We start from the raw sequence: 25,342 nt of genomic DNA on the forward strand, positions 1-25,342 counted from the left end.
AAGCCCGCTCCCACAGGGGATTATGACCAATTTACATTTTGTGTCCCGCGCAAATCCGTGTGGGAGCTGGCTTGCCTGCGATAGCCTCTGCGCGGTCTATCAATCCGGCTCACACCCCTTGAGCACCAACCGAATGATCGTCTGCGCCGCCGCCTCATAATCGGCCTCATCCAGCTTGGCCTTGCCGGTTACCGCCGAGATCTGCCAGTCGAAATCGGCATAGGTCTGGGTGGCTGCCCAGATGCTGAACATCAAGTGGTTGGGGTCAATTGCTGCGATCAGGCCACGGTCAACCCAGCTCTGGATGCAGTCGATATTGTGCTTGGCCTGGGCATTGAGCTGTTCAACCTGGTCGGTGCTCAGGTGTGGGGCGCCGTGCATGATTTCGCTGGCGAACACCTTGGAGGCAAACGGCAGGTCGCGGGAGATGCGGATTTTGGAGCGGATGTAGTTGCTCAATACTTCCTTGGGCTCGCCTTCGGGGTTGAACGGCGTGGAGGCGGCCAGGATCGGCTCGATAATGCTTTCGAGCACCTCGCGGTAAAGGTTGTCCTTGGATTTGAAGTAGTAATAGACGTTGGGCTTGGGCAGCCCGGCCTTGGCGGCGATGTCGCTGGTTTTGGTCGCGGCGAAGCCCTTGTCGGCAAACTCCTCGCTCGCCGCCCGCAGGATTTTTTCTTTGTTGCGCTCGCGAATGCTGCTCATAAACCAGACGTTTCCTTGCCATGACAGGCGGTTGCGCATGGTAGCACCGGCCATCCGCAAGCCTCAACAATCTGCCCGCAACGCCTTGCGCCGCGCTATGCTCGCGCCATCTCTCTCTAACGGAAGTTCGGTTCATGGCAGGAAGCAGCTTGTTGGTGTTGATCGACGATATCGCGGCGGTACTCGATGACGTCGCGCTGATGACAAAAATGGCCGCCAAGAAGACATCGGGCGTGCTGGGCGATGACCTTGCACTGAACGCCCAGCAGGTCTCCGGCGTGCGGGCCGAGCGGGAAATTCCCGTGGTGTGGGCGGTGGCCAAGGGCTCGTTTATCAACAAGTTGATCCTGGTGCCGACGGCCCTGTTGATCAGCGCCTTTGCTCCGTGGGCGGTGATACCACTGTTGATGCTTGGCGGTGCCTATCTGTGTTTCGAGGGCTTCGAAAAACTCGCGCACAAATTCCTGCACAGCAAGGCTGAAGATCAAGCCGAACACGCACAGTTGGCTGAAGCGGTGGCCGATCCGGCAACCGATCTGGTGGCGTTCGAGAAAGACAAGATCAAGGGTGCCATCCGCACCGACTTCATTCTGTCCGCCGAAATCATTGCCATCACCCTCGGCATTGTCGCCGACGCGCAGCTCACACAGCAGGTGATTGTGCTGTCGGGTATCGCCATTGTCATGACCATCGGCGTATATGGATTGGTGGCTGGTATCGTCAAGCTCGACGACCTGGGGCTGTGGCTGACGCAGAAGCCGGGCCAGGTGGCACGCAGTATTGGCGGCGCGATTCTGAGTGCGGCGCCGTACATGATGAAGAGCTTGTCGGTGATCGGCACGGCGGCGATGTTTATGGTCGGTGGTGGCATTCTCACCCATGGCGTGCCCGTGGTGCACCACTGGATCGAGACGGTGAGCCAAAGCACAGGGGCGCTGGCGTGGCTGATGCCGACGTTGCTGAATGCGGTGGCGGGGATTATTGCCGGTGGGGTGGTTCTGGTATTGCTCACCTTAGTGACCAAGCTCTGGGTTGTTTTAAAATCCAAACCATAACGTGCCCATGCTTTCTCAAAACAAGCAGTGCCAGGCGGCGCTGCTTGTTTTTCAGCTAACAGCGCTTCACTTAATGAAAGACATCGTAACCGTGATCGGCAAAGTTCAGTAGAAGCCTTGCCTCGGAACCCTCGGTCGTCAGATGCTCAGTGGTCAGGCTGTAATAGTACAAACGAGGCAAGGCGCTGCTCATCCCGTTAATCATTTGGTCGCCCACTGTCGAATTGTTTCCTCCTAGGCTATCGATATATTCAAGCACTCGCTCCGCATTCGCGGCGATATCAGCGCGCTCACTGTCGCTGAGGCTGGGATCGTTCCAATTGCCTCCAACCTTATCGTAGAAATCGTCGATCCTGTGTTCTTCAAGCCGCGCTGCATAGGGATTCGTGAATGGATCCAGGTGAGCGGACGTCGGCATTTTATCGGCGGGCAATGGTGTAAGCAGATTGTCGAACAAGGGGTTTTTGGTGATTTCGTCTACGGTCCGATAATCGCCAGCTGCCCGGCCGGTGTTTTCGGTTGGGGCTTGCAGCTTCGGCATACCAAACTGTTGTGCACTGGCGTCTATCGAGCCAGCCGCCAAATTCAAGGTGTTCGGAATGAACATGATGTGTCCTTTTGAAGAAGTTTAATCAGGAATACCTCGGCGGCCTTGGGTGAGCCGCCGGGTCAGTACCTGTGTGTAAACTTTCATTCAAGAGGTTCCACTGTTTTCGCCGTCTGGCGGTGATCAATGGCTCAAAGTGTGACGATAGATGGCGTTTACAGGATTGAGGCCAAGGCCATTGCGATGACCTTGGCTTTGGTCAATGACGTTTACTCGGCAATCTGCAATTTGCGCGATTCCGTATAGATATACCGCACCTTCTCATACTCGAACGGCGAGTTCATCTGGCCGTAGCGGAAGCTGGTCTGGTAGCGCTTGTCCACGGCGCGCAGGGCCCAGACTTCCGGATGGTTGGAGCTGACTTCGGATACGTTGAGGAAGTTGATCTGCGATTCGGCGCTGTAGTCCACCAGCAAGCCGGTGGTGTCACGCAGGTTCGACGGGCCAAAGATCGGCAACACCACATAGGCGCCGCCCGGTACGCCGTAGAAGCCCAGAGTCTGGCCGAAGTCTTCGCTCTGGCGCGGCAGGCCCATGGCGGTAGCCGGGTCCCACAGGCCGGCGATGCCAATGGTGGTATTGACCAGCAGGCGCCCGGTGGTTTCCAGCGAGCGGTGGCCCTTGAGCTGCAACAAGCTGTTCATCAGGTTGGGCACATCGCCCAGATTGTTGAAGAAGTTGCTCACGCCGGTGCGCAGGAAGCTCGGCGTGACGTAGCGGTAACCGTTTACTACCGGCAGGAATACCCACTGGTCGAAGCGATAGTTGAAGTGGTACACGCGGCGGTTCCACGACTCCAGTGGGTCGTAGACGTTAAGCGCGGTGAGCGTGGAGCGTTCGAACTCACGCTGGTCCAAGCCTGGGTTGAACTTGAGCTTGGTCAGCGGCTCCTTGAAGCCGTCGGCATCGACCTTGACGGGTTCTTGGGCCTTGCTGTTGTCGGCATTGGCCACGCCTGCGCACATCAGTGCGGCGAGCAGCAGAAGATATTTAGCCACGGAAGAACTCCAGCATGGCGTCGGCGTTGACGCGGTAATTGAGGTTGCCGCAATGGCCGCCCAGCGGGTAGACGGTCAAGCGATCGCCGAAGGTTTTACGCAGGAAGCCCAGGTCGCCAGGGCCGAGGATTACATCGTCGGCGTTATGCATCACGGCAATTTTCGGGCTGTCGCGCAGGTAGTCCTTGAGGGCGTAGAGGCTGACCTGGTCGATCAGTTGCAGCAGGCTGCCGCCATCGGAACGCGCGCGCCACATCGGGATCACTTGTTCGGTGAGGTAGCAGTCGAAGTCACACTGCAGGGCACGCTTGAGGAACGGCGTGAGGCTGGTGCCTTCGGTGATCGGGTATTTGGGTGGAATGATCAGGCCGCGGCGGTTGATCAAGTCCGAAGTGAACGCAATGTCAGCGGCCGAGAAGCGGAACGAGGTGCCGATCAGCATGGCCATCTGTTCATTGCTCAGGTGCTGCTTGGACTGCTGGAAGTCATAGAGCAAGGCATCGTTGAGGTCGATGTAGCCTTTCTGCTGGAAGTAACGCGTCAGTTTGCTCAGCACCAACTCATAGAAGGTGGTGCTGTTGTTGATGCCCTTGACCTCGGTCTGTACCAGCTTGTCGAGGTTGGTGATCGAGGTGTAGAGGTTGACCGGCGGGTTGAGCAGCAGCACTTTCTTGAAGTTGAAGCTACGGCGGGTCTCATCCAGCTTGCTGACAAACGCCGCATCCAGGGCGCCCAGGCTGTAACCGGTGAGGTAGAAATCAGTCACTGGCAACGAGGCGTTCTGCGCGCGTACGGCTTGCATCACGCGGTACATGTCTTCGGCGTCTTCCTGGGTGATGCCCGGGGTGGCGAAGCGCGAAGCGGCGCTGATGAAATCGAAGCTGGTTGGCGAGGAGAGCTGCACCACATGGTAGCCGGCCTGGTAATACAGCTTTTTCAGGTATTCATTGATGCTGCTATCAAAGCGTGCACCGGTGCCGGCGATCAGGAAGATCAAAGGCGCAGCACGGTCCTGCTTGGCAATGCGGTAAGTGAGTTTCTTCACCGCCCAGAAATTGTCCGGCAGGCTGAACTCGCGCTCGGGGCGCATCGTCAGGGTGTAGTCGGACTGGTTGATCTCGTCATCTGTCGGCAGGGTTGGCCGCAGATCGGGAGGCGTGGTGGCGATGGTTGCTTCGAACGGGTTGGTCAAAGGGTAGCCATAGCTGGCTTGGTCGATATCGACGGCCAGTGCTGACGCACTCAAAAATAGGCTGCCCAGCAAGGCAGCACAGCGCAAGGAACGGAGCATGACTTAATCCCTAAGAGGAACGGGCTGAATGAAGTTCGCAGGCTATGACCACCGCCTTGTCACCGAAGTGCCAGCACTCGGCACGAAAAGTCGGAAAAAACGTCGGAATCGGGGTAATAGTAGCGAGACGATACACTTTGCCATGCTTTGTTGAACAGATATCTGTGCGAACACCTTGCTAACGGCCGCCGTGGGATTAAGCTGGGCGCCGTTTTTGCCTATCGGAGTGCCCCATGTCCCGTCGTTTGCCGTTGATTCTGCTGCTTATTGCCCTGCCGTTATGGCTGGCCGCCAGTTATGCCGCACGCTACGGCTTCATGGAGGATGGGCAATGGGTTGGCATCTGTGCTGATGAGGCCAGCCGCTGGGAATGCCAGGTGCGTTCGAATTTGGGATTGATGATTCATTTCAAGCTGCTGGGGTGGGCGGCGTTGATCACCTCAGTGCTGGGCTTTTTTGTACCGGGGCGTGCGGGATGGGCGTTGGCGGTGGTGGGCTTGGTGTTCGGGTTGCCGGCGCTGGCGTTGTACAACACGACGTTTGCGGTGTTTGCGGTGGTGATTGCGGGGTTGCGGTTGGTCAGGAAGCCGCGCGGCGCCTGATGTGGCCTCAGCGCAGGCAAGCCAGCTCCCACATTTGACCGTGCTCACAGATAGAAATGTGTGAACCCAATCAACTGTAGGAGCTGGCTTGCCTGCGATAGCGGTGTTACGCCTTGCGCACTCGCAAGCAACGCCACAAAGCCGCAACCATCAGCACGCTGACCACTGCCCAACCCCAGGCCTGCTGGTTCAACAGCCCTTCACGGTACAACTGCGGCGCAACGCCGGCACCGATGATAAAGGCCAGCAACGCAATCTCCCGACGTGGTCCGGTCACCGGGCGTACCAGGTACACCAGGGCCGGCAACACCAGCGCCGCGCTTGGGAAGCTGCGATAGCGCGGGTCAAACACCAGCGCTAGCATCATCACCGCACCGGCAAACCCGGCGATTGCCATCAGCCAGCCCGCGCGTTGCTCCAGCCAGCTGAACCCGCGCTCACGCCAGCCTTCCCGTGCGCTGAGGGCGAGTGCGGCGTGGGCCAGCACCAGCAAGTTCAACATCACCAGCAAGCCTGCCCATACCCATTCATCGCTGAAGCGCGCGGTAACGCGGGTCAGTTCGGCCCAACTGCCGATGGAGCACGCTGCGACGGCCCCTAGCAACGGCAGTATTAATGCAGAGCGAGTGCTGCGAACGCGGCCGCCGAGCACCAGGGTGCCAAGCAGGATGAGCCCGCCGACGCCCAGCCACAGCCGCCAGTAGGGCACATTGGTCACCGGGCCGGCGAGGATACCTTTGTCCTGACGGTCTGCATCGAACAGCCCCCAGTAACCACCCACAGCCCCTTCACTCGCACGTTTCCATGGCTGGTCAAAGGCTTCGATCAGGTTGTAGCGCCAGCCATTGGCTTCGGCCATGGCCACGAAGCCGCGCATGAACCTGGCCTCATTGACCCGGCTGGGCACGGCGGTTTCGCGCTGTCGGCCTTCGCTGGGCCAGCCGGTTTCGCCGATCACGATGTCCTTGGGCGCGAATTTATGGCCGAAGGTCTGGCGCACATCGCCCACGTGCTTGAGCGCCTGGTCGATGCCGGACGGCTCATCTTCCCAATACGGCAACAGGTGAATGGTCAGGAAGTCCACCGCCGGCTCGATTTCCGGGTGTTGCAACCAGAACTCCCAGACATCGGCATAGGTGACGGGCTGCTTGATCTGGCTTTTAACCTGATGGATCAGCGCCACCAGTTGCTTGGCAGTAACTTCCTTGCGCAGCAGGGCTTCGTTGCCGACGATCACCGAGGTCACTACATCCGGGCTAGCGTTGGCCGCCGCGATCAACTCGTTGATCTCTTTTTCGGTCGCCACAGGGTCGCTGCTGACCCAGGCTCCGGCCATCACTTTCAACCCATGCTTGCGCGCCATGTCCGGCAGGGCCTCCAGGCCGGTCATGGAATAGGTGCGAATGCATTCAAAGCGCGTAGCCAGTAGCGCCAGGTCGGCGTCCATGCGCTCGGGGCGCAGCGTGAACGGTTGGTCGAATGGGGACTGGTCTTTGTCGAACGGTGTGTAGGACGCACATTGCAGCTTATGGCTGGCGCTGGCGACGTCTGGCAACACCACGGGCCGGCCGAGGCCGTACCAGTAGCCGACAAGGGCAAGCACGCCGAGGATCAAGGCGAAGAAATAGGGCAGGGCAGGGAAGCGGGCAGTCGCGGGCATGGTCGGCTTATCTGGGGGAGCAAAGGCGCGCATCTTACCCGGATTTGCCGCAGCCCAGTGCGGCTGCATAATTTTGACATGCAAACTTCGGGCGGGATTCTGGCGATAACGCCTACAAAGCGTCCTGCTGGCGATGTGATGTCGTTTCCTGCTCAACCAAGGTCGCTGACAGAGCAGGGCAAATGCCTACGCAGGTTGAAGATAAAACTGTCAGTACTCCACTGATGCCTCAGCAACCGGATCGATGCGCGTGAAGGGGGCGCGGTGCACCCTATAACAATAGTTTGACGTCGCTCGGCATCCGTCGGGCGCAGCACTTTCGGGGAAGTACTATGAAGATGCGACGACTCTTGGGCGCAGCTGCCACTCTGGTAGTTGCGATGGGCTCCACACTGGCCAGTGCCGACAGCAAGACCCTGAGCATCGGCTACGTGGACGGCTGGTCCGACAGCGTGGCCACCACTCATGTGGCGGCAGAGGTGATCAAGCAAAAACTCGGCTACGACGTAAAACTGCAAGCGGTTGCCACCGGGATCATGTGGCAGGGCGTTGCCACTGGCAAACTCGATGCCATGCTCTCCGCCTGGCTGCCGGTGACCCACGGGGAATACTGGACCAAGAACAAGGACAAGGTGGTCGACTACGGCCCCAACTTCAAGGACGCCAAGATCGGCCTGATCGTGCCGGAGTACGTCAAGGCCAAGTCCATCGAAGACCTCAAGACCGACACCACCTTCAAGAACAAGATCGTCGGCATCGACGCCGGTTCAGGCGTAATGCTCAAGACCGACGAAGCCATCAAGCAATATGGCTTGGACTACAAACTGCAAGCCAGCTCGGGTGCGGCGATGATTGCCGAACTGACCCGCGCCGAAGACAAGCAGGAGTCGATTGCGGTCACCGGTTGGGTACCGCACTGGATGTTCGCCAAGTGGAAACTGCGTTTCCTGGACGACCCAAAAGGGATTTATGGTGCTGCTGAAACCGTCAACAGCATCGGCAGCAAGGGCCTGGAGAAGAAAGCGCCGGAAGTCGCAGCCTTCCTGAAGAAATTCCAGTGGGCCTCCAAGGATGAAATCGGTGAAGTCATGCTGGCGATTCAAGAAGGCGCCAAGCCGGACGCCGCGGCCAAGGACTGGGTAGCCAAGCACCCCGAGCGCGTTGCCGAATGGACCGCTAAATAAAAGCCACCGATGCAACCCTGTGGGAGGGGGCTTGCTCCCGAAAGCGGTGTGCCAGTCACAGATTTTTGACTGGCACACCGCTTTCGGGAGCAAGCCCCCTCCCACATTCGTTTTGCACTGACTCAAATCTTCCTGCGCCCCAGCAATCCCTCGCTACACTCGATCTACTACTAAGGTCGTCTGGAACCCATTGCGCAGCCGCATACAGTGGATACGTTCCAAAATAATAAAAAGCTGTGCTGCGAGGATAAAAACAATGAACGACAGCATTTACCTCTCGATTCAAAACAGCCCGCGTTTCAAGGAGCTGGTCAGGAAAAGGGAAAGGTTCGCCTGGATTCTCTCGGCGATCATGCTAGGGCTTTACTCCGCTTTCATCCTGTTGATCGCCTACGGGCCACAAGTGCTGGGGGCCAAGATCAGCCCCGGTTCCTCGATTACCTGGGGCATTCCCCTGGGCGTCGGGCTGATTGTGTCGGCCTTCATTCTCACCGGTATCTACGTGCGTCGGGCCAACGGCGAATTTGACGACCTGAACAATGCGATTCTCAAGGAGGCTGCGCAATGATCCGGCGTCTATTGGCTCTATTCGGTGCTTCGCTGTTGGCTCCGGCCGTTTGGGCGGCGGACGCATTGACCGGTGAAGTGCACAAGCAACCGCTGAACATCTCGGCCATTGTGATGTTCGTCGCGTTTGTCGGCGCCACCCTGTGCATCACTTATTGGGCGTCCAAGCGCAACAAGTCAGCGGCGGACTACTATGCGGCGGGCGGCAAGATCACCGGTTTCCAGAACGGTCTGGCGATTGCCGGTGACTACATGTCGGCGGCGTCCTTCCTGGGGATTTCCGCGCTGGTGTTCACCTCCGGCTATGACGGCTTGATCTACTCGATCGGCTTCCTTGTGGGCTGGCCGATCATTCTGTTCCTGATCGCCGAGCGCTTGCGTAACCTGGGCAAATACACCTTTGCCGACGTGGCGTCCTATCGCCTGGGGCAAACCCAGATCCGCAGCCTGTCGGCGTGTGGCTCGCTGGTGGTGGTGGCGTTCTACCTGATCGCGCAGATGGTCGGCGCGGGCAAGCTGATCCAGCTGCTGTTTGGCCTTGATTACCATGTGGCGGTGATCCTGGTGGGTATCCTGATGTGCCTGTACGTGCTGTTCGGCGGCATGTTGGCGACCACCTGGGTGCAGATCATCAAGGCGGTGCTGTTGCTGTCCGGTGCCTCGTTCATGGCGCTGATGGTGATGAAGCACGTCAACTTCGATTTCAACATGCTGTTCTCCGAGGCGATCAAGGTTCACCCCAAAGGTGAGGCGATCATGAGCCCCGGCGGCCTGGTGAAAGACCCGATCTCGGCATTCTCCCTGGGCCTGGCACTGATGTTCGGTACCGCTGGCCTGCCGCACATCCTGATGCGCTTTTTCACGGTAAGCGACGCCAAGGAAGCGCGTAAGAGCGTGCTGTACGCAACCGGCTTCATCGGCTACTTCTATATCCTGACCTTTATCATCGGCTTCGGCGCGATCCTTTTGGTCAGCACCAACCCGGCGTTCAAGGATGCAGCGGGCGCCTTGCTCGGCGGTAACAACATGGCGGCGGTGCACCTGGCCAACGCGGTGGGTGGCAGTATCTTCCTGGGCTTCATCTCGGCCGTGGCGTTTGCCACCATCCTGGCGGTGGTTGCCGGCTTGACCCTGGCGGGTGCTTCGGCGGTGTCCCATGACCTGTATGCCAGCGTGATCAAGAAGGGCAAGGCCAACGAGAAAGATGAGATTCGCGTGTCGAAGATCACTACCGTAGCCTTGGGTGTATTGGCCATCGGCCTGGGTATCCTGTTCGAAAGCCAGAACATCGCGTTCATGGTCGGCCTGGCGTTCTCCATCGCCGCCAGCTGTAACTTCCCGGTGCTGCTGCTTTCCATGTACTGGAAAAACCTCACCACCCGTGGTGCCATGATTGGCGGCTGGCTGGGCTTGATCAGCGCCGTGGGCCTGATGATCCTCGGTCCGACCATCTGGGTGTCGATCCTGCACCATGAAAAGGCGATCTTCCCGTACGAGTACCCGGCGCTGTTCTCGATGATCATCGCGTTCGTCGGCATCTGGTTCTTCTCCATCACCGACAAGTCGGCGGCGGCGGAGAAAGAGCGTGCGCTGTACTTCCCACAGTTTGTGCGTTCGCAGACTGGCCTGGGGGCGAGTGGGGCGGTTAATCACTAAGTCGTCAGCTGCATAAGAGATACCCCGGTCGCAACGCCGGGGTATTTTTTTGCCTGGGCTGGCCTCATCGCGGGCAAGCCCGGCTCCCACACTGGGTCGTGTCCTTTTGTTGGAATGCGGTCCAATGTGGGAGCTGGCTTGCCTGCGATGACGGTAGATCAGGCCACACCAACAAAAACGGCCTCCACTAAGGGAGGCCGCTCTCAATGCAGCTAAGCAGTTGAATGCTTACTTGCGGTCTTCCAGCTTGGTGATGTCACGCGACTCGTAGCCGGTGTACAGCTGGCGCGGGCGGCCAATCTTGTACGGGCTGGAGAGCATTTCTTTCCAGTGGGAGATCCAGCCCACGGTCCGCGCCAGGGCGAAGATCACGGTGAACATGCTGGTTGGAATGCCGATCGCCTTGAGGATGATCCCCGAGTAGAAGTCGACGTTCGGGTACAGAGAACGTTCGATGAAGTACGGGTCGGTCAGGGCGATCTCTTCCAGGCGCATGGCTAGTTCGAGTTGCGGATCGTTCTTGATGCCCAGTTCCTTCAACACTTCGTCGCAGGTCTGCTTCATGACGGTAGCGCGCGGGTCGCGGTTCTTGTAGACCCGGTGACCGAAGCCCATCAACTTGAACGGATCGTTCTTGTCCTTGGCCTTGGCGATGAAGGTGTCGATGTTGGACACATCGCCGATTTCATCGAGCATGGTCAATACGGCTTCGTTCGCACCGCCGTGGGCAGGGCCCCACAGTGCGGCGATACCGGCGGCAATACAGGCGAACGGGTTGGCACCCGAAGAGCCCGCCAGGCGCACGGTAGAGGTGGAAGCGTTCTGCTCGTGGTCGGCGTGGAGGATGAAGATCCGGTCCATGGCCTTGGCGAGCACCGGGCTGATCGGTTTGATCTCGCACGGGGTGTTGAACATCATGTGCAGGAAGTTTTCCGCGTACGTCAGGTCGTTGCGCGGGTACATCATGGGTTGGCCCATGGAGTACTTGTAAACCATTGCGGCCAGGGTAGGCATCTTGGCAACCAGGCGGATCGCGGAAATTTCGCGATGCTGCGGGTTATTGATGTCCAGGGAGTCGTGATAGAAGGCCGACAGGGCGCCTACTACACCGCACATGACGGCCATCGGGTGGGCGTCGCGACGGAAGCCGTTGAAGAAGGTCTTCAACTGCTCGTGAACCATGGTGTGGTTCTTCACGGTGCTGACGAACTGGGCTTTCTGCTCGGCTGTTGGCAATTCGCCATTTAGCAGCAGGTAGCAGGTTTCCAGGTAGTCCGACTTTTCAGCCAGTTGCTCGATCGGGTAGCCGCGATGAAGCAGAATGCCATTATCACCATCGATATAGGTGATCTTCGACTCGCAGGACGCGGTCGACATGAAGCCTGGGTCGAAAGTAAAACGGCCCGTGGCCGTCAGGCCCCGTACGTCGATAACATCGGGACCAACGGTGCCGGTTAAAATGGGCAGCTCGACGGGGGCTGCGCCCTCGATGATCAACTGCGCTTTTTTGTCAGCCATGTGGCCTCCTATTTATGCTTCAAATCATCAGACAGACCCCCCACGCAGGGCCCGCACCACTATATTGATATAAATCCAGATGTCAATTTGCCTAAAGTCTTGCGCCAGAAGGCTTTAACCGTACTTTTTCGTCGAAATTGACTGCCATTTACGCCTTTTATCCCGCCAGCGCAATCAGCTATTAGGGTGAGGTGTGCGCGTTGTCATTAGTAACCTAACTGTCTATACTCGGCCACCGACCGCCAAGGGCTTTTGGGCTTGCTTTCATTGGGGGTCGCACTCCCTGGGTGGTGCTTACCTGACCAGTCGCACTCCCCAACAACTTTGCCCTGATTGTTAGGGGCTCTTCAGTGTGAAAAAAAGCCGTGAATAGCCAACGACCTGTAAACCTAGACCTAAGGACCATCAAACTCCCCATCACCGGCGTTACGTCGTTCCTGCACCGTGTTTCCGGCATCATCCTGTTCCTGGGCTTGGGCATCATGCTTTATGCATTGAGCAAATCCCTGGGTTCCGAGGAAGGATACGCCGAGGTGAAGGCATGCTTGACCAGCCCGCTGGCCAAGTTCGTAGCATGGGGCCTCCTGTCCTCTCTTCTGTATCACCTGGTAGCCGGTGTGCGCCACTTGATCATGGACATGGGCATCGGTGAGACGCTGGAAGGCGGCCGCCTGGGCTCGAAAATCATCGTCGCCATTTCCGTGGTGCTGATCGTTCTGGCAGGAGTTTGGATATGGTAACCAGCGTAACGAATCTGTCGCGTTCGGGCCTCTATGACTGGATGGCACAGCGTGTGTCTGCGGTCGTTCTCGCGGCTTATTTCATTTTCCTGATCGGATACCTCGTCGCAAACCCGGGCATCGGCTATGAGCAATGGCACGGCCTGTTTTCCCACAATGCGATGCGAATCTTCAGTCTGCTGGCCCTTGTAGCCCTGGGCGCTCACGCCTGGGTTGGCATGTGGACCATCGCGACTGACTACCTGACGCCGATGGCGCTGGGCAAGTCCGCGACTGCAGTACGTTTCCTCTTCCAGGCAGTATGCGGCGTCGCGATGTTCGCTTACTTCGTCTGGGGTGTGCAGATTCTTTGGGGTATCTGATTCATGGCTAACATTCCAACTATTTCATTCGACGCCATCATTATTGGTGGCGGCGGTGCTGGCATGCGCGCTGCGCTGCAGCTGGCCCAGGGCGGTCACAAGACTGCCGTGATCACCAAGGTGTTCCCGACGCGTTCCCACACCGTATCGGCCCAGGGTGGTATCACCTGCGCCATCGCCTCCGCCGACCCGAACGATGACTGGCGCTGGCACATGTACGATACCGTCAAGGGTTCCGACTATATCGGTGACCAGGACGCTATCGAATACATGTGTCAGGAAGGCCCGGCCGCGGTGTTCGAGCTGGACCACATGGGTCTGCCGTTCTCCCGTACCGAGCAAGGCCGTATCTACCAGCGTCCATTCGGTGGCCAGTCCAAGGATTACGGTAAAGGCGGCCAGGCTGCCCGTACTTGCGCTGCGTCCGACCGTACCGGTCACGCGCTGCTGCATACCCTTTACCAAGGCAACCTGAAAGCCGGTACCACGTTCCTGAACGAGTACTACGCGGTTGATCTGGTGAAGAACGGCAAGGGCGAGTTCGTCGGTGTGATCGCCATCTGCATCGAAACCGGTGAAACCACCTACATCCGCGCCAAGGCGACTGTGCTGGCGACCGGTGGTGCAGGTCGTATCTACGCTTCTACCACCAATGCCCTGATCAACACCGGTGACGGCGTCGGCATGGCCCTGCGTGCTGGCGTACCGGTACAAGACATCGAAATGTGGCAGTTCCACCCGACCGGCATCGCCGGCGCCGGTGTACTGGTGACCGAAGGTTGCCGTGGTGAAGGTGGTTACCTGATCAACAAGCACGGCGAGCGTTTCATGGAGCGTTATGCTCCGAACGCCAAAGACTTGGCTGGCCGTGACGTTGTGGCACGTTCGATGGTTAAAGAGATCATCGCCGGTAACGGCTGTGGTCCGAATGGCGACCACGTACTGCTCAAGCTCGATCACCTGGGTGAAGAAGTGCTGCACAGCCGCCTGCCTGGTATCTGCGAGCTGTCCAAGACCTTCGCCCACGTTGACCCGGTAGTTGCTCCGGTTCCAGTGGTTCCAACTTGCCACTATATGATGGGCGGCGTGCCGACCAACATTCACGGCCAGGCAATCACCCAGAACGCCGACGGCCAGGACGAGATCATCCATGGTCTGTTCGCAGTAGGTGAAGTGGCTTGCGTATCGGTTCACGGTGCCAACCGCCTGGGCGGCAACTCGCTGCTCGACCTGGTGGTATTCGGCCGTGCGGCCGGCCTGCACCTTGAGAAGGCGCTGACTGACGGCATCGAATACGATGACGCCACCGACGCCAACATCGAAGCGGCCCTGGCGCGTCTGAACGCTCTGAACGAGCGCACGGATGGCGAAGACGTAGCAACCCTGCGTCGCGAGCTGCAAAGCTGCATGCAGAACTACTTCGGTGTGTTCCGTACCGGCGAATACATGCAGAAGGGCATCGCCCAGTTGGCTGACCTGCGCAAGCGCATCGCCAACGTCAAGATCAACGATAAGAGCCAGGCGTTCAACACTGCTCGTATCGAAGCCCTTGAGCTGCAAAACCTGCTGGAAGTGGCTGAAGCGACGGCGATCGCCGCCGAGGTTCGTAAAGAATCCCGTGGTGCTCACGCTCGTGAAGACTTTGAAGATCGCGACGACGAAAACTGGTTGTGCCACACCCTGTACTTCCCGGGTGACAAGCGCGTAACCAAGCGTGCCGTGAACTTCTCGCCGAAGACGGTGCCGACGTTTGAACCGAAGATTCGGACTTACTAAGGGTGGCTGCCATGTTGAAAGTCAGTGTTTATCGCTACAACCCTGATCAGGACGCCGCGCCGTTCATGCAGGAGTTCCAGGTCGATACCGGTGGTAAAGACCTGATGGTGCTGGATGTACTGGCACTGATCAAAGAGCAGGACGAGGGTTTCTCCTATCGTCGCTCTTGCCGTGAAGGTGTGTGCGGTTCCGACGGCATGAACATCAACGGCAAAAACGGCCTGGCGTGCATCACGCCGCTGTCCGCCGTGGTCAAAGGCAACAAGCTGATTGTTCGTCCACTGCCAGGTTTGCCGGTTATCCGTGACCTGGTCGTCGATATGAGCATCTTCTACAAGCAATACGAGAAAGTTAAGCCGTTCCTGCAGAACGACACGCCGGCTCCGGCCATCGAGCGTCTGCAGTCCCCGGAAGAACGTGAAAAACTCGATGGCCTGTACGAGTGCATCCTGTGCGCTTGCTGCTCGACATCCTGCCCGTCCTTCTGGTGGAACCCGGACAAGTTCCTGGGTCCAGCTGCGCTGCTGCAAGCCTACCGCTTCCTGGCAGACAGCCGTGATACCAAGACGTCCGAGCGTCTGGCTTCGCTGGATGACCCGTTCAGCGTATTCCGCTGCCGCGGGATCATGAACTGCGTCAACGTATGTCCTAAAGGCCTGAACCCGACTAAGGCCATTGGTCACATCCGTAACATGCTGCTGCAGAGCGGCGTGTAACTGACGTTGTAGTAAAAGCAGGACCGTTGTGCCCGTAAATGCTGCGGCGCAGGCTTCAACCGGCGCCGTAGTTTTAACTTGAGCAGCGACTTACAAAGCCGCGGCTCTTATTTTGAAGAAATGAGACAAGCAGGGGCATTCGGGTTGGTACCCGAACTATCAGCGTGATCCTAAGTGGCTTGTTTTGGTCGCTGCACTTGGCCTTTTGCAAGCAAACTCGGTGTTTTCGCCGGTGGTGTCCCCAAATCGAGGGTGACCAAGCATGCAAGAAAGCGTGATGCAGCGCATGTGGAACAGCGGCTATCTTTCAGGTGGTAACGCTGCCTATGTGGAAGAGCTTTATGAGCTCTACCTGCACGACCCTAACGCTGTGCCAGAAGAATGGCGCACCAAATTTCAGACGTTGTCTTCAGACGGCAACGCTGCCACCGATGTATCGCACGCAACAATTCGCGATCAGTTCGTGCTGCTGGCAAAGAACCAGCGCCGCGCCCAACCGGTTTCCGCCGGCAGCGTGAGCAGTGAGCATGAGAAGAAGCAAGTTGAAGTACTGCGACTGATCCAGGCCTACCGTATGCGTGGCCACCAGGCAGCCCAGCTTGACCCGCTGGGGCTGTGGCAGCGTCCTGCACCTGCAGACCTGTCGATCAATCATTACGGCTTGACCAATGCCGATCTTGATACGACCTTCCGTGCCGGCGACCTGTTCATCGGCAAAGAGGAAGCGAGCCTACGCGAAATTCACGAAGCGTTGCAGCAGACATATTGCCGCACCATCGGCGCTGAATTTACGCACATCACCGATTCCGAGCAGCGCCAGTGGTTCCAGCACCGCCTGGAAGGCGTGCGTGGCCGTCCGGTATTGTCCGCCGATGTGCGCGGCCACCTGCTGGAGCGCGTGACCGCGGCCGAAGGCCTCGAGAAATACCTGGGCACCAAATACCCAGGCACCAAACGTTTCGGCCTGGAAGGCGGCGAAAGCCTGATTCCGATGCTCGACGAGCTGATCCAGCGTTCCGGTTCCTATGGCACCAAGGAAATCGTGATCGGCATGGCTCACCGTGGTCGCCTGAACGTGTTGGTCAACACCTTCGGCAAGAACCCGCGTGAGCTGTTCGACGAGTTCGAAGGCAAGAAGAAGGTCGAGCTGGGTTCCGGTGACGTTAAATACCACCAGGGCTTCTCGTCCAACGTGATGACCACCGGCGGTGAAGTTCACCTGGCCATGGCATTCAACCCCTCCCACCTGGAAATCGTTTCGCCAGTGGTCGAGGGTTCGGTACGTGCTCGCCAGGATCGTCGTAACGATTCCACCGGTGAGAAGGTTCTGCCGATTTCCATCCATGGTGACGCGGCATTCGCCGGTCAAGGCGTGGTCCTGGAAACGTTCCAGATGTCGCAGACTCGCGGCTTCAAGACCGGTGGTACCGTTCACATCGTCATCAACAACCAGGTGGGCTTCACCATCAGCAACCCGTTGGACGCGCGTTCCACCGAGTACGCCACCGACGTTGCCAAGATGATCCAGGCGCCGATCCTCCATGTGAATGGCGATGATCCGGAAGCCGTGCTGTTCGTGACCCAACTGGCTGTCGACTACCGCATGCAGTTCAAGCGTGACGTGGTCATCGACCTGGTTTGCTACCGCCGTCGCGGTCACAACGAAGCGGACGAGCCAAGCGGCACCCAGCCGTTGATGTACCAGCAGATCACCAAGCAGCGCACCACCCGTGAGCTGTACGCCGAAAGCCTGACCAAGGCCGGCGTGGTTGACGATGCGCGTGTTCAGGCGAAAGTCGACGAATACCGCAACGCGCTGGACAACGGCCTGCATGTAGTGAAAAGCCTGGTCAAGGAGCCGAACAAAGAGCTGTTCGTTGACTGGCGCCCATACCTGGGTCACACCTGGACTGCACGTCACGATACCTCGTTCGATTTGAAGACGTTGCAGGAACTGTCCGCCAAGCTGCTGGAAATTCCCGAAGGCTTCGTCGTACAGCGCCAGGTTGCGAAGATCTACGAAGACCGTCAGAAGATGCAAGCCGGTGGCCTGCCGATCAACTGGGGTTACGCCGAAACCATGGCGTACGCGACCCTGGCGTTCGAAGGTCACCCGATCCGCATGACCGGCCAGGACATCGGCCGCGGTACGTTCTCGCACCGTCATGCTGTATTGCACAACCAGAAAGACGCGGGCACCTACATCCCGTTGCAGAACCTGTACGAAGGCCAGCCACGTTTCGACCTGTACGATTCGTTCCTGTCCGAAGAAGCCGTACTGGCGTTCGAATACGGTTACTCGACCACCACGCCGAACGCGCTGGTGATCTGGGAAGCCCAGTTCGGCGACTTCGCCAACGGTGCCCAGGTGGTTATCGACCAGTTCATCACCAGCGGCGAGCACAAGTGGGGCCGTCTGTGCGGTCTGACCATGCTGCTGCCACACGGTTATGAAGGTCAGGGCCCTGAGCACTCCTCGGCCCGTCTGGAGCGTTACCTGCAATTGTGCGCCGAGCACAACATTCAGGTGTGCGTGCCGACGACCCCGGCGCAGATCTACCACTTGCTGCGTCGCCAGGTGATCCGTCCGCTGCGCAAGCCGCTGGTGGTACTGACGCCGAAGTCGCTGTTGCGTCACAAGCTGGCCGTTTCGACCCTGGAAGATCTGGCCCAAGGTTCGTTCCAGACCGTGATTCCAGAGATCGATACGCTGGACGCCGCCAAGGTCACTCGCCTGATCCTGTGCAGCGGCAAGGTCTACTACGATCTGTTGGAAAAACGCCGTGCCGAAGGCCGCGAAGACATCGCCATCGTGCGTATCGAGCAGCTTTATCCGTTCCCGGAAGATGACCTCATGGAGATCATCGCGCCTTACACCAACCTCACGAACGTAGTGTGGTGTCAGGAAGAACCGATGAACCAGGGCGCCTGGTACAGCAGCCAGCATCATCTGCGTCGCAGCATCGGCAACCACAACAAGGCTTTGGTCCTTGAGTACGCCGGTCGTGATGCTTCTGCTGCACCTGCCTGTGGTTACGCGTCGATGCACGCCGAGCAGCAGGAAAAACTGCTGCAAGATGCTTTCACTGTTTAACGCCTTCGCGCTGACTGAAACCGAATTTTAAGGACCTACAGATAATGGCTATCGAAATCAAAGCCCCGTCATTCCCGGAATCGGTTGCCGATGGCACCGTTGCCACCTGGCACAAGAAACCAGGCGAGGCCGTCAAGCGTGACGACCTGATCGTCGACATCGAGACCGACAAAGTCGTTCTGGAAGTGTTGGCCGAAGCTGACGGCGTGCTGGGCGCAATCGTTGCTGAAGAGGGCGCTACCGTTCTGTCGAACCAGGTACTGGGCTCGATCGAAGAGGGCAGCGCTGCTGCCGCTGCTCCTGCTCCTGCCGCTGCTGCACCGGCTGCTTCTGCGCCTGCCGCACCGGCTGCGGGTGGCGAAGATCCAATCGCTGCACCGGCTGCGCGTCAACTGGCTGAGGAAAACGGCATCAACCTGGCTTCCATCAAGGGCACCGGCAAAGATGGCCGTGTGACCAAGGAAGACGTGGTTGCCGCAGTTGAAGCCAAGAAGAACGCTCCGGCTGCCGCACCTGCCAAGGCTGCAGCGCCTGCTGCTGCTGCGCCTGTGTTTGCCGCTGGCGACCGCACCGAGAAGCGCGTACCGATGACTCGTGTACGTGCCACCGTGGCCAAGCGCCTGGTTGAAGCTCAGTCGAACATGGCGATGCTGACCACCTTCAACGAAGTCGACATGACCGAAGTCATGGCCCTGCGTTCGAAGTACAAGGACCTGTTTGAGAAGTCCCACAACGGCGTGCGCCTGGGCTTCATGTCGTTCTTCGTGAAAGCGGCCACCGAAGCGCTGAAGCGCTTCCCGGCAGTCAACGCTTCGATCGACGGCGGCGACATCGTTTACCACGGCTACTCGGATATCGGCGTTGCCGTCTCCAGCGACCGCGGCCTGGTGGTTCCAGTCCTGCGTAACGCCGAGCTGATGAGCCTGGCCGAAATCGAAGGCGGCATCGCTGGCTTCGGCAAGAAAGCCCGTGACGGCAAGCTGACCATCGACGAGATGACCGGCGGTACCTTCACCATCACCAACGGTGGTACCTTCGGTTCGATGATGTCGACGCCGATCGTCAACCCACCGCAGGCCGCGATCCTGGGCATGCACAACATCATCCAGCGTCCGATGGCCATCAACGGCCAAGTCGTGATCCGCCCAATGATGTACCTGGCACTGTCTTACGATCACCGCCTGATCGACGGTAAAGAAGCCGTGACGTTCCTGGTGACCATCAAGAACCTGCTGGAAGACCCGGCTCGCCTGCTCCTGGACATCTGATAGAAGCAGTTGCACGTTGCGAGCTACAAGCTGTAGGAAAAAGCAGCTTGGCTTGCAACGTGTGACTAGAAGCTTGTCGCAAATAGAGGATCTATTTTCATGACACAGAAATTTGACGTTGTAGTGATTGGTGCAGGCCCTGGCGGCTATGTTGCCGCCATCAAGGCTGCGCAACTGGGCCTGTCCACTGCTTGCATCGAAAAATACACCGACAAGGAAGGCAAACTGGCGCTGGGCGGTACTTGCCTGAACGTGGGTTGCATTCCGTCCAAGGCGCTGCTGGACAGCTCCTGGAAATTCCACGAAGCCCAAGACGGCTTTGCGATCCACGGCATCAACCATGCTGGCGTGACCATGGACGTACCCGCAATGGTCGGCCGTAAAGCCAACATCGTCAAAGGCCTGACTTCCGGCGTTGCCACCTTGTTCAAGGCCAACGGCGTGACTTCCATTCAAGGCCACGGCAAGCTGCTGGCCGGCAAGAAAGTTGAAGTCACCAAGCCAGACGGTTCGGTTGAAGTCATCGAAGCCGAAAACGTGATCCTGGCACCCGGCTCGCGTCCAATCGACATTCCGCCTGCTCCTGTTGATAACAACGTGATCGTTGATTCGACCGGCGCCCTGGAATTCCAAGCTGTGCCTAAGCGTCTGGGCGTCATCGGCGCTGGCGTGATCGGTTTGGAACTGGGTTCGGTATGGTCCCGCCTGGGTGCTCAAGTCACCGTGCTGGAAGCCCTGGATACATTCCTGCTGGCTGCCGACACCGCGGTGTCCAAGGAAGCGCTGAAAACCCTGACCAAACAAGGTCTGGACATCAAGCTCGGCGCCCGTGTTACCGGTTCCAAGGTCAACGGCGAAGAAGTCGTAGTGACCTACACCGATAAAGACGGCGAGCAGACCATCACTTTCGACAAGCTGATCGTCGCCGTGGGCCGCCGCCCAGTGACCAACGACTTGCTGGCTTCCGACAGCGGCGTGAACATCGACGAGCGTGGTTTCATCCACGTTGACGATCATTGCGCCACCACCGTGCCTGGCGTCTATGCCATTGGCGACGTGGTTCGTGGCATGATGCTGGCCCACAAGGCTTCCGAAGAGGGCATCATGGTCGTTGAGCGCATCAAGGGTCACAAGACCCAGATGAACTACGACCTGATCCCATCGGTTATCTACACCCACCCGGAAATTGCATGGGTCGGCAAGAACGAACAGCAGTTGAAAGCTGAAGGCGTTGAAGTTAACGTCGGCACCTTCCCGTTTGCCGCTTCTGGCCGTGCCATGGCAGCCAACGACACCGGTGGTTTTGTCAAAGTCATCGCTGATGCCAAGACTGACCGCGTATTGGGCGTCCACGTGATTGGCCCAAGCGCTGCAGAACTGGTTCAGCAAGGCGCGATCGGCATGGAATTCGGCACCAGTGCCGAGGACTTGGGCATGATGGTCTTCTCCCATCCGACCCTGTCCGAAGCGCTGCACGAAGCTGCGTTGGCAGTGAATGGCGGCGCCATCCACATTGCCAACAAGAAGAAGCGCTAAGCGAGATAATAAGAAACCACGGCGGAGTTGCCCGTCGTGAGCCTTGCGCGCAAGACTCACCGCGGAATATCCGCTGGACGCAGCCTTGCGCAGCTTTACGGGCCATAAGCCCCGCAAGTTGCGCGAGCAGCAGTCACAGGTGGCGCGGCACTCATAATGAGCGCAGCGCCGAATGCGCAGTACCTAACGAAGACGGTAAAAAGCATGAATCTTCACGAGTATCAGGGTAAGCAGCTGTTCGCTGAATACGGCCTGCCAGTTTCCAAGGGCTACGCAGTAGACACCCCGGAAGCAGCAGCAGAAGCTTGCGACAAAATCGGCGGCAGCGAGTGGGTTGTCAAAGCCCAGGTCCACGCCGGTGGTCGCGGTAAAGCGGGCGGCGTCAAGCTGGTTCGCAGCAAAGAAGACGCCAAGGCCTTCGCACAGCAGTGGCTGGGCAAGCGTCTGGTGACTTACCAGACTGATGCCAATGGCCAACCAGTCACCAAGATCCTGGTTGAATCGTGCACTGATATCGCTAAAGAGCTGTACCTGGGCGCTGTCGTTGACCGTTCGAGCCGTCGCATCGTGTTCATGGCTTCCACCGAAGGTGGCGTGGACATCGAGAAAATTGCTCACGAAACCCCAGAAAAAATTCTGAAGGCCACTATCGATCCACTGGTTGGCGCTCAGCCATTCCAGGGTCGTGAACTGGCTTTCCAGCTGGGCCTGGAAGGCAAGCAAGTTGCCCAGTTCGCCAAGATCTTCGTAGGTCTGGCCAAACTGTTCCAGGATCACGATCTGGCCCTGCTGGAAGTGAACCCGCTGGTGATCAAGGCTGACGGCGATCTGCACTGCCTCGATGCCAAGATCAACATCGACGCCAACGCCATGTACCGTCAGCCTAAGCTGAAGACTTTCCACGATCCGTCGCAAGACGATCCGCGCGAAGCGCACGCTGCCAAGTTCGAACTGAACTACGTAGCCCTGGAAGGCAACATCGGCTGCATGGTCAACGGTGCCGGCCTGGCCATGGGTACCATGGACATCGTCAACCTGCATGGCGGCAAGCCAGCCAACTTCCTCGACGTAGGTGGTGGCGCTACCAAGGAGCGCGTTACCGAAGCGTTCAAGATCATCCTGTCCGACTCCAACGTCGCTGCAGTACTGGTCAACATCTTCGGCGGCATCGTTCGTTGCGACATGATTGCCGAAGGCATCATCGGTGCAGTGAAAGAAGTCGGCGTTAAAATCCCGGTTGTTGTTCGCCTTGAAGGTAACAACGCTGAACTGGGCGCTAAAGTACTGGCAGAAAGCGGTTTGAACATCATCGCGGCTACCAGCCTGACCGACGCTGCTCAACAAGTTGTCAAAGCTGCGGAGGGCAAGCAATGAGCGTCCTGATCAATAAAGACACCAAAGTTATCTGCCAGGGTATTACCGGTTCGCAAGGTAGTTTCCACACCCAGCAAGCCATCGAATACGGCACCCAGATGGTTGGCGGCGTAACTCCAGGCAAAGGCGGCACCGAGCACCTGGGCCTGCCCGTGTTCAACACCGTGAAAGAAGCAGTAGAAGCCACTGGCGCCACCGCCAGCGTGATCTACGTTCCAGCTCCTTTCTGCAAGGACTCGATCCTGGAAGCGGCATTCGGCGGCATCAAGCTGATCGTCTGCATCACCGAAGGCATTCCTACCCTGGACATGCTGGACGCTAAAGTTAAGTGCGACGAACTGGGCGTAGTCCTGATCGGCCCTAACTGCCCAGGCGTGATCACCCCAGGCGAATGCAAGATCGGCATCATGCCAGGTCACATTCACTTGCCAGGTAAAGTCGGTATCGTTTCCCGTTCCGGCACCCTGACCTATGAAGCTGTCAAGCAGACCACTGACGCCGGTTTCGGTCAGTCGACTTGCGTCGGCATCGGCGGTGACCCGATCCCAGGCTCCAACTTCATCGACATCCTGAAGCTGTTCCAGGAAGACCCGAAGACCGAAGCGATCGTAATGATCGGTGAGATCGGCGGTTCGGCTGAAGAAGAAGCGGCTGCCTACATCAAGGCACACGTGACCAAGCCGGTTGTTTCCTACATCGCGGGTGTGACTGCCCCTGCGGGCAAGCGCATGGGCCATGCTGGCGCAATCATCTCTGGCGGCAAAGGCACTGCAGACGAGAAATTCGCTGCACTGCAAGACGCAGGCGTTAAAACCGTGCGTTCGCTGGCAGACATCGGCAAGGCCCTGGCCGAGCTGACCGGTTGGGCTGTCAAGTAAGCCTCGCGCTTAGCTGACGCTTCACCACACAAAGGCCACCTTCGGGTGGCCTTTGTGCTTTCTGGGTATACCCAGATTTGGGGATGTACTCGGTTCAATGTGGGAGCTGGCTTGCCTGCGATACAGACAACTGGGTGCATCAGCCAAACCGAGTCGATGCCATCGCAGGCAAGCCAGCGCCCACAGGGTTCTGTGTTGCCCAATTAAGTATGAAAACGCGACATTGAAATGTCGCTTATCGGACAGTCCGCCCCGCAACAGTGCGTTTGTCAGCCTAATTCTGTACTCTAGCCGCCTCTTTATGCGTCCGCATCCCAAAAGGAAGCTGCGCGCTAGACCGGTCGGTCCCCACAAGGGCCGGCAGCATTTCCCTCATCCATAGGGAAGCCCTCTCTAAATTCCGATTCAGTAGTGTGGTATTTCCTCAAATGAAAGTGTTGAAAAGCCAGGATATCCTGGCGCTGGGCTTTATGACCTTTGCCCTGTTCGTGGGCGCCGGCAACATCATCTTCCCGCCTATCGTTGGTTTGCAGTCCGGGCCGCATGTCTGGATGGCGGCGCTGGGCTTTCTGATCACCGCGGTCGGTTTGCCGGTGGTCACTGTGATCGCCCTGGCCAAGGTCGGTGGTGGCATGGATGCGCTGAGCAGCCCGATTGGCAAGATCGCCGGTGGCCTGCTGGCGGCAGCGGCCTACCTGGCAGTGGGCCCGCTGTTTGCGACCCCGCGCACCGCAACAGTATCGTTTGAAGTGGGCCTGGCGCCCTTGACCGGTGAGAGCCCGTTGGCACTGTTCCTCTACAGCTCGGTGTATTTCCTGGTGGTGTTCTTTGTCTCCCTGTACCCGGGTCGACTGCTGGACACCGTGGGCCGTTTCCTGGCGCCGCTGAAAATCATCGCCCTGGCTATTCTCGGCATCGCTGCGTTTGCCTTGCCCGCCGGTGAGGTGGGGGTTGCCACGCCGGAATACGTTGCCGCGCCGTTCTCCCAAGGCTTTATCAATGGTTACCTGACCATGGATACCCTGGGCGCCCTGGTGTTCGGCATCGTGATCGTCAACGCGATTCGCTCCCGTGGCGTCGAGTCACCCAAGCTGATCACCCGCTACGCGATCATTGCCGGGCTGATTGCCGGCGTGGGCCTGGCACTGGTGTACGTCAGCCTGTTCCGCCTGGGTTCGGGCAGCCATGCCGTGGCCGCGGGTGCCAGCAATGGCGCGGCGGTACTGCACGCCTATGTGCAATACACGTTCGGCTCCCTGGGCAGTGGTTTCCTCGCCGTGCTGATTTCCCTGGCATGCCTGGTGACCGCCGTGGGCCTGACCTGTGCCTGCGCCGAGTACTTCAGCAAGATCCTGCCGCTGTCCTACAAGACCCTGGTGGTGATCCTGGCACTGTTCTCGCTGTTTGTGTCCAACTTGGGCTTGACCAAACTCATTGCCTTCTCGATCCCGGTACTGACCGCGATCTACCCGCCGTGCATCGTGTTGGTGGCCTTGAGCTTCTGCAAAGGGTTCTGGCAGGAACAGGGCCGTATTGTCGGCCCGGTGATGCTGGTGTCGTTCATCTTTGGCTGCATCGACGCACTCAAGGGTGCGGGCCTGGCGGGTTGGATGCCTACGCAACTGGTAAACCTGCCGTTGAGCGAACAAGGCCTGGCGTGGCTGGTGCCGTCGGTGATGACGCTGGTCGTGGCCGTGGTGATTGACCGTATGCTGGGCAAGCGCAGCGAAGCCATCGCGTAACGCGCAGTTGAGC

21 protein-coding genes are annotated in these 25,342 nt (G+C 58.5%); 15 read left to right on the forward strand and 6 right to left on the reverse strand.

The window, feature by feature from the left end; all coding sequences use genetic code 11:
* Positions 1–99 precede the first annotated feature (99 nt).
* The gene (locus tag AB9N64_RS27140) at positions 100–705 is read right to left on the reverse strand and encodes a TetR/AcrR family transcriptional regulator (RefSeq protein ID WP_014717721.1); all 606 of its coding nucleotides are present in this window, start codon (positions 703–705) and stop codon (positions 100–102) included.
* Positions 706–839: 134 nt separating this feature from the next.
* Here AB9N64_RS27140 and AB9N64_RS27145 point away from each other — a divergent pair, with 134 nt between their 5' ends.
* Positions 840–1,760, forward strand: coding sequence for a DUF808 domain-containing protein (locus AB9N64_RS27145; protein ID WP_014717722.1), 921 nt, complete (start codon positions 840–842; stop codon positions 1,758–1,760).
* 70 nt (positions 1,761–1,830) lie between these two features.
* On the opposite strand, the gene AB9N64_RS27150 is transcribed toward AB9N64_RS27145, so the two are convergent.
* From AB9N64_RS27150 to AB9N64_RS27160, 3 genes are all read right to left on the reverse strand, one after another.
* Entirely contained in the window at positions 1,831–2,367 is a 537-nt protein-coding gene (locus tag AB9N64_RS27150; RefSeq protein WP_371359803.1) for a hypothetical protein, read from the reverse strand.
* Between the two features lie 209 nt (positions 2,368–2,576).
* A complete protein-coding gene (locus AB9N64_RS27155; protein WP_014717723.1) occupies positions 2,577–3,365 on the reverse strand; it encodes a VacJ family lipoprotein in 789 nt (262 codons plus the stop codon).
* Entirely contained in the window at positions 3,358–4,656 is a 1,299-nt protein-coding gene (locus tag AB9N64_RS27160) for a serine protein kinase PrkA (protein WP_003189995.1), read from the reverse strand. The genes AB9N64_RS27155 and AB9N64_RS27160 overlap by 8 nt, the downstream gene beginning before the upstream one ends.
* 233 nt (positions 4,657–4,889) lie before the next feature.
* Here AB9N64_RS27160 and AB9N64_RS27165 point away from each other — a divergent pair, with 233 nt between their 5' ends.
* On the forward strand, positions 4,890–5,258 hold the full coding sequence (locus AB9N64_RS27165; protein ID WP_014717724.1) for a hypothetical protein: 369 nt from the start codon (positions 4,890–4,892) through the stop codon (positions 5,256–5,258).
* A gap of 106 nt (positions 5,259–5,364) precedes the next feature.
* Here AB9N64_RS27165 and AB9N64_RS27170 read toward each other — a convergent pair whose 3' ends face one another.
* Entirely contained in the window at positions 5,365–6,918 is a 1,554-nt protein-coding gene (locus AB9N64_RS27170; protein ID WP_014717725.1) for a glycosyl hydrolase family 17 protein, read from the reverse strand.
* Positions 6,919–7,250: 332 nt separating this feature from the next.
* Between AB9N64_RS27170 and AB9N64_RS27175 the strand changes: the two genes are divergently transcribed.
* From AB9N64_RS27175 to AB9N64_RS27185, 3 genes are all read left to right on the forward strand, one after another.
* Positions 7,251–8,102 carry a glycine betaine ABC transporter substrate-binding protein gene (locus AB9N64_RS27175; RefSeq protein WP_003233255.1) on the forward strand — a complete coding sequence of 284 codons (852 nt, stop codon included), beginning with the start codon at positions 7,251–7,253 and terminating at the stop codon, positions 8,100–8,102.
* A gap of 256 nt (positions 8,103–8,358) precedes the next feature.
* Positions 8,359–8,670: a DUF485 domain-containing protein gene (locus tag AB9N64_RS27180; protein ID WP_003190001.1), complete on the forward strand. Its 312-nt coding sequence runs from the start codon at positions 8,359–8,361 to the stop codon at positions 8,668–8,670.
* Positions 8,667–10,325 (forward strand): cation acetate symporter, encoded by a 1,659-nt coding sequence (locus tag AB9N64_RS27185; RefSeq protein ID WP_014717727.1) that lies wholly within the window; start codon positions 8,667–8,669, stop codon positions 10,323–10,325. The genes AB9N64_RS27180 and AB9N64_RS27185 overlap by 4 nt, the downstream gene beginning before the upstream one ends.
* Before the next feature lie 228 nt (positions 10,326–10,553).
* On the opposite strand, the gene gltA is transcribed toward AB9N64_RS27185, so the two are convergent.
* Positions 10,554–11,843, reverse strand: coding sequence for a citrate synthase (gltA, locus tag AB9N64_RS27190; protein WP_014717728.1), 1,290 nt, complete (start codon positions 11,841–11,843; stop codon positions 10,554–10,556).
* A 365-nt stretch (positions 11,844–12,208) separates the two neighbouring features.
* On the opposite strand from gltA, the gene sdhC reads away from it, so the two are divergent.
* From sdhC to brnQ, 10 genes are all read left to right on the forward strand, one after another.
* Complete coding sequence (gene sdhC / locus AB9N64_RS27195; RefSeq protein WP_014717729.1) at positions 12,209–12,583, forward strand: succinate dehydrogenase, cytochrome b556 subunit; 375 nt, start codon at positions 12,209–12,211, stop codon at positions 12,581–12,583.
* Positions 12,577–12,945, forward strand: a complete 369-nt coding sequence (sdhD, locus tag AB9N64_RS27200; RefSeq protein ID WP_003172805.1) for a succinate dehydrogenase, hydrophobic membrane anchor protein — start codon at positions 12,577–12,579, stop codon at positions 12,943–12,945. Before sdhC ends, sdhD begins: the two co-directional genes overlap by 7 nt.
* Before the next feature lie 3 nt (positions 12,946–12,948).
* Positions 12,949–14,721 (forward strand): succinate dehydrogenase flavoprotein subunit, encoded by a 1,773-nt coding sequence (sdhA, locus tag AB9N64_RS27205; RefSeq protein WP_014717730.1) that lies wholly within the window; start codon positions 12,949–12,951, stop codon positions 14,719–14,721.
* A gap of 11 nt (positions 14,722–14,732) precedes the next feature.
* Positions 14,733–15,437, forward strand: coding sequence for a succinate dehydrogenase iron-sulfur subunit (locus tag AB9N64_RS27210; RefSeq protein WP_003172807.1), 705 nt, complete (start codon positions 14,733–14,735; stop codon positions 15,435–15,437).
* A 262-nt stretch (positions 15,438–15,699) separates the two neighbouring features.
* Entirely contained in the window at positions 15,700–18,531 is a 2,832-nt protein-coding gene (locus AB9N64_RS27215) for a 2-oxoglutarate dehydrogenase E1 component (protein ID WP_014717731.1), read from the forward strand.
* A gap of 44 nt (positions 18,532–18,575) precedes the next feature.
* Positions 18,576–19,799 carry a 2-oxoglutarate dehydrogenase complex dihydrolipoyllysine-residue succinyltransferase gene (gene odhB / locus AB9N64_RS27220; protein ID WP_014717732.1) on the forward strand — a complete coding sequence of 408 codons (1,224 nt, stop codon included), beginning with the start codon at positions 18,576–18,578 and terminating at the stop codon, positions 19,797–19,799.
* 99 nt (positions 19,800–19,898) lie between these two features.
* Positions 19,899–21,335, forward strand: a complete 1,437-nt coding sequence (gene lpdA, locus AB9N64_RS27225) for a dihydrolipoyl dehydrogenase (RefSeq protein WP_014717733.1) — start codon at positions 19,899–19,901, stop codon at positions 21,333–21,335.
* Between the two features lie 204 nt (positions 21,336–21,539).
* On the forward strand, positions 21,540–22,709 hold the full coding sequence (gene sucC / locus AB9N64_RS27230; RefSeq protein ID WP_371359804.1) for an ADP-forming succinate--CoA ligase subunit beta: 1,170 nt from the start codon (positions 21,540–21,542) through the stop codon (positions 22,707–22,709).
* Positions 22,706–23,587 (forward strand): succinate--CoA ligase subunit alpha, encoded by an 882-nt coding sequence (sucD, locus tag AB9N64_RS27235; RefSeq protein ID WP_003190013.1) that lies wholly within the window; start codon positions 22,706–22,708, stop codon positions 23,585–23,587. Before sucC ends, sucD begins: the two co-directional genes overlap by 4 nt.
* 428 nt (positions 23,588–24,015) lie before the next feature.
* Positions 24,016–25,329, forward strand: coding sequence for a branched-chain amino acid transport system II carrier protein (gene brnQ / locus AB9N64_RS27240; RefSeq protein ID WP_003190014.1), 1,314 nt, complete (start codon positions 24,016–24,018; stop codon positions 25,327–25,329).
* The last annotated feature ends 13 nt before the right edge of the window (positions 25,330–25,342 follow it).

Source organism: Pseudomonas sp. KT_2_4, from assembly GCF_041410225.1.
Classification (GTDB): domain Bacteria; phylum Pseudomonadota; class Gammaproteobacteria; order Pseudomonadales; family Pseudomonadaceae; genus Aquipseudomonas; species Aquipseudomonas paracarnis.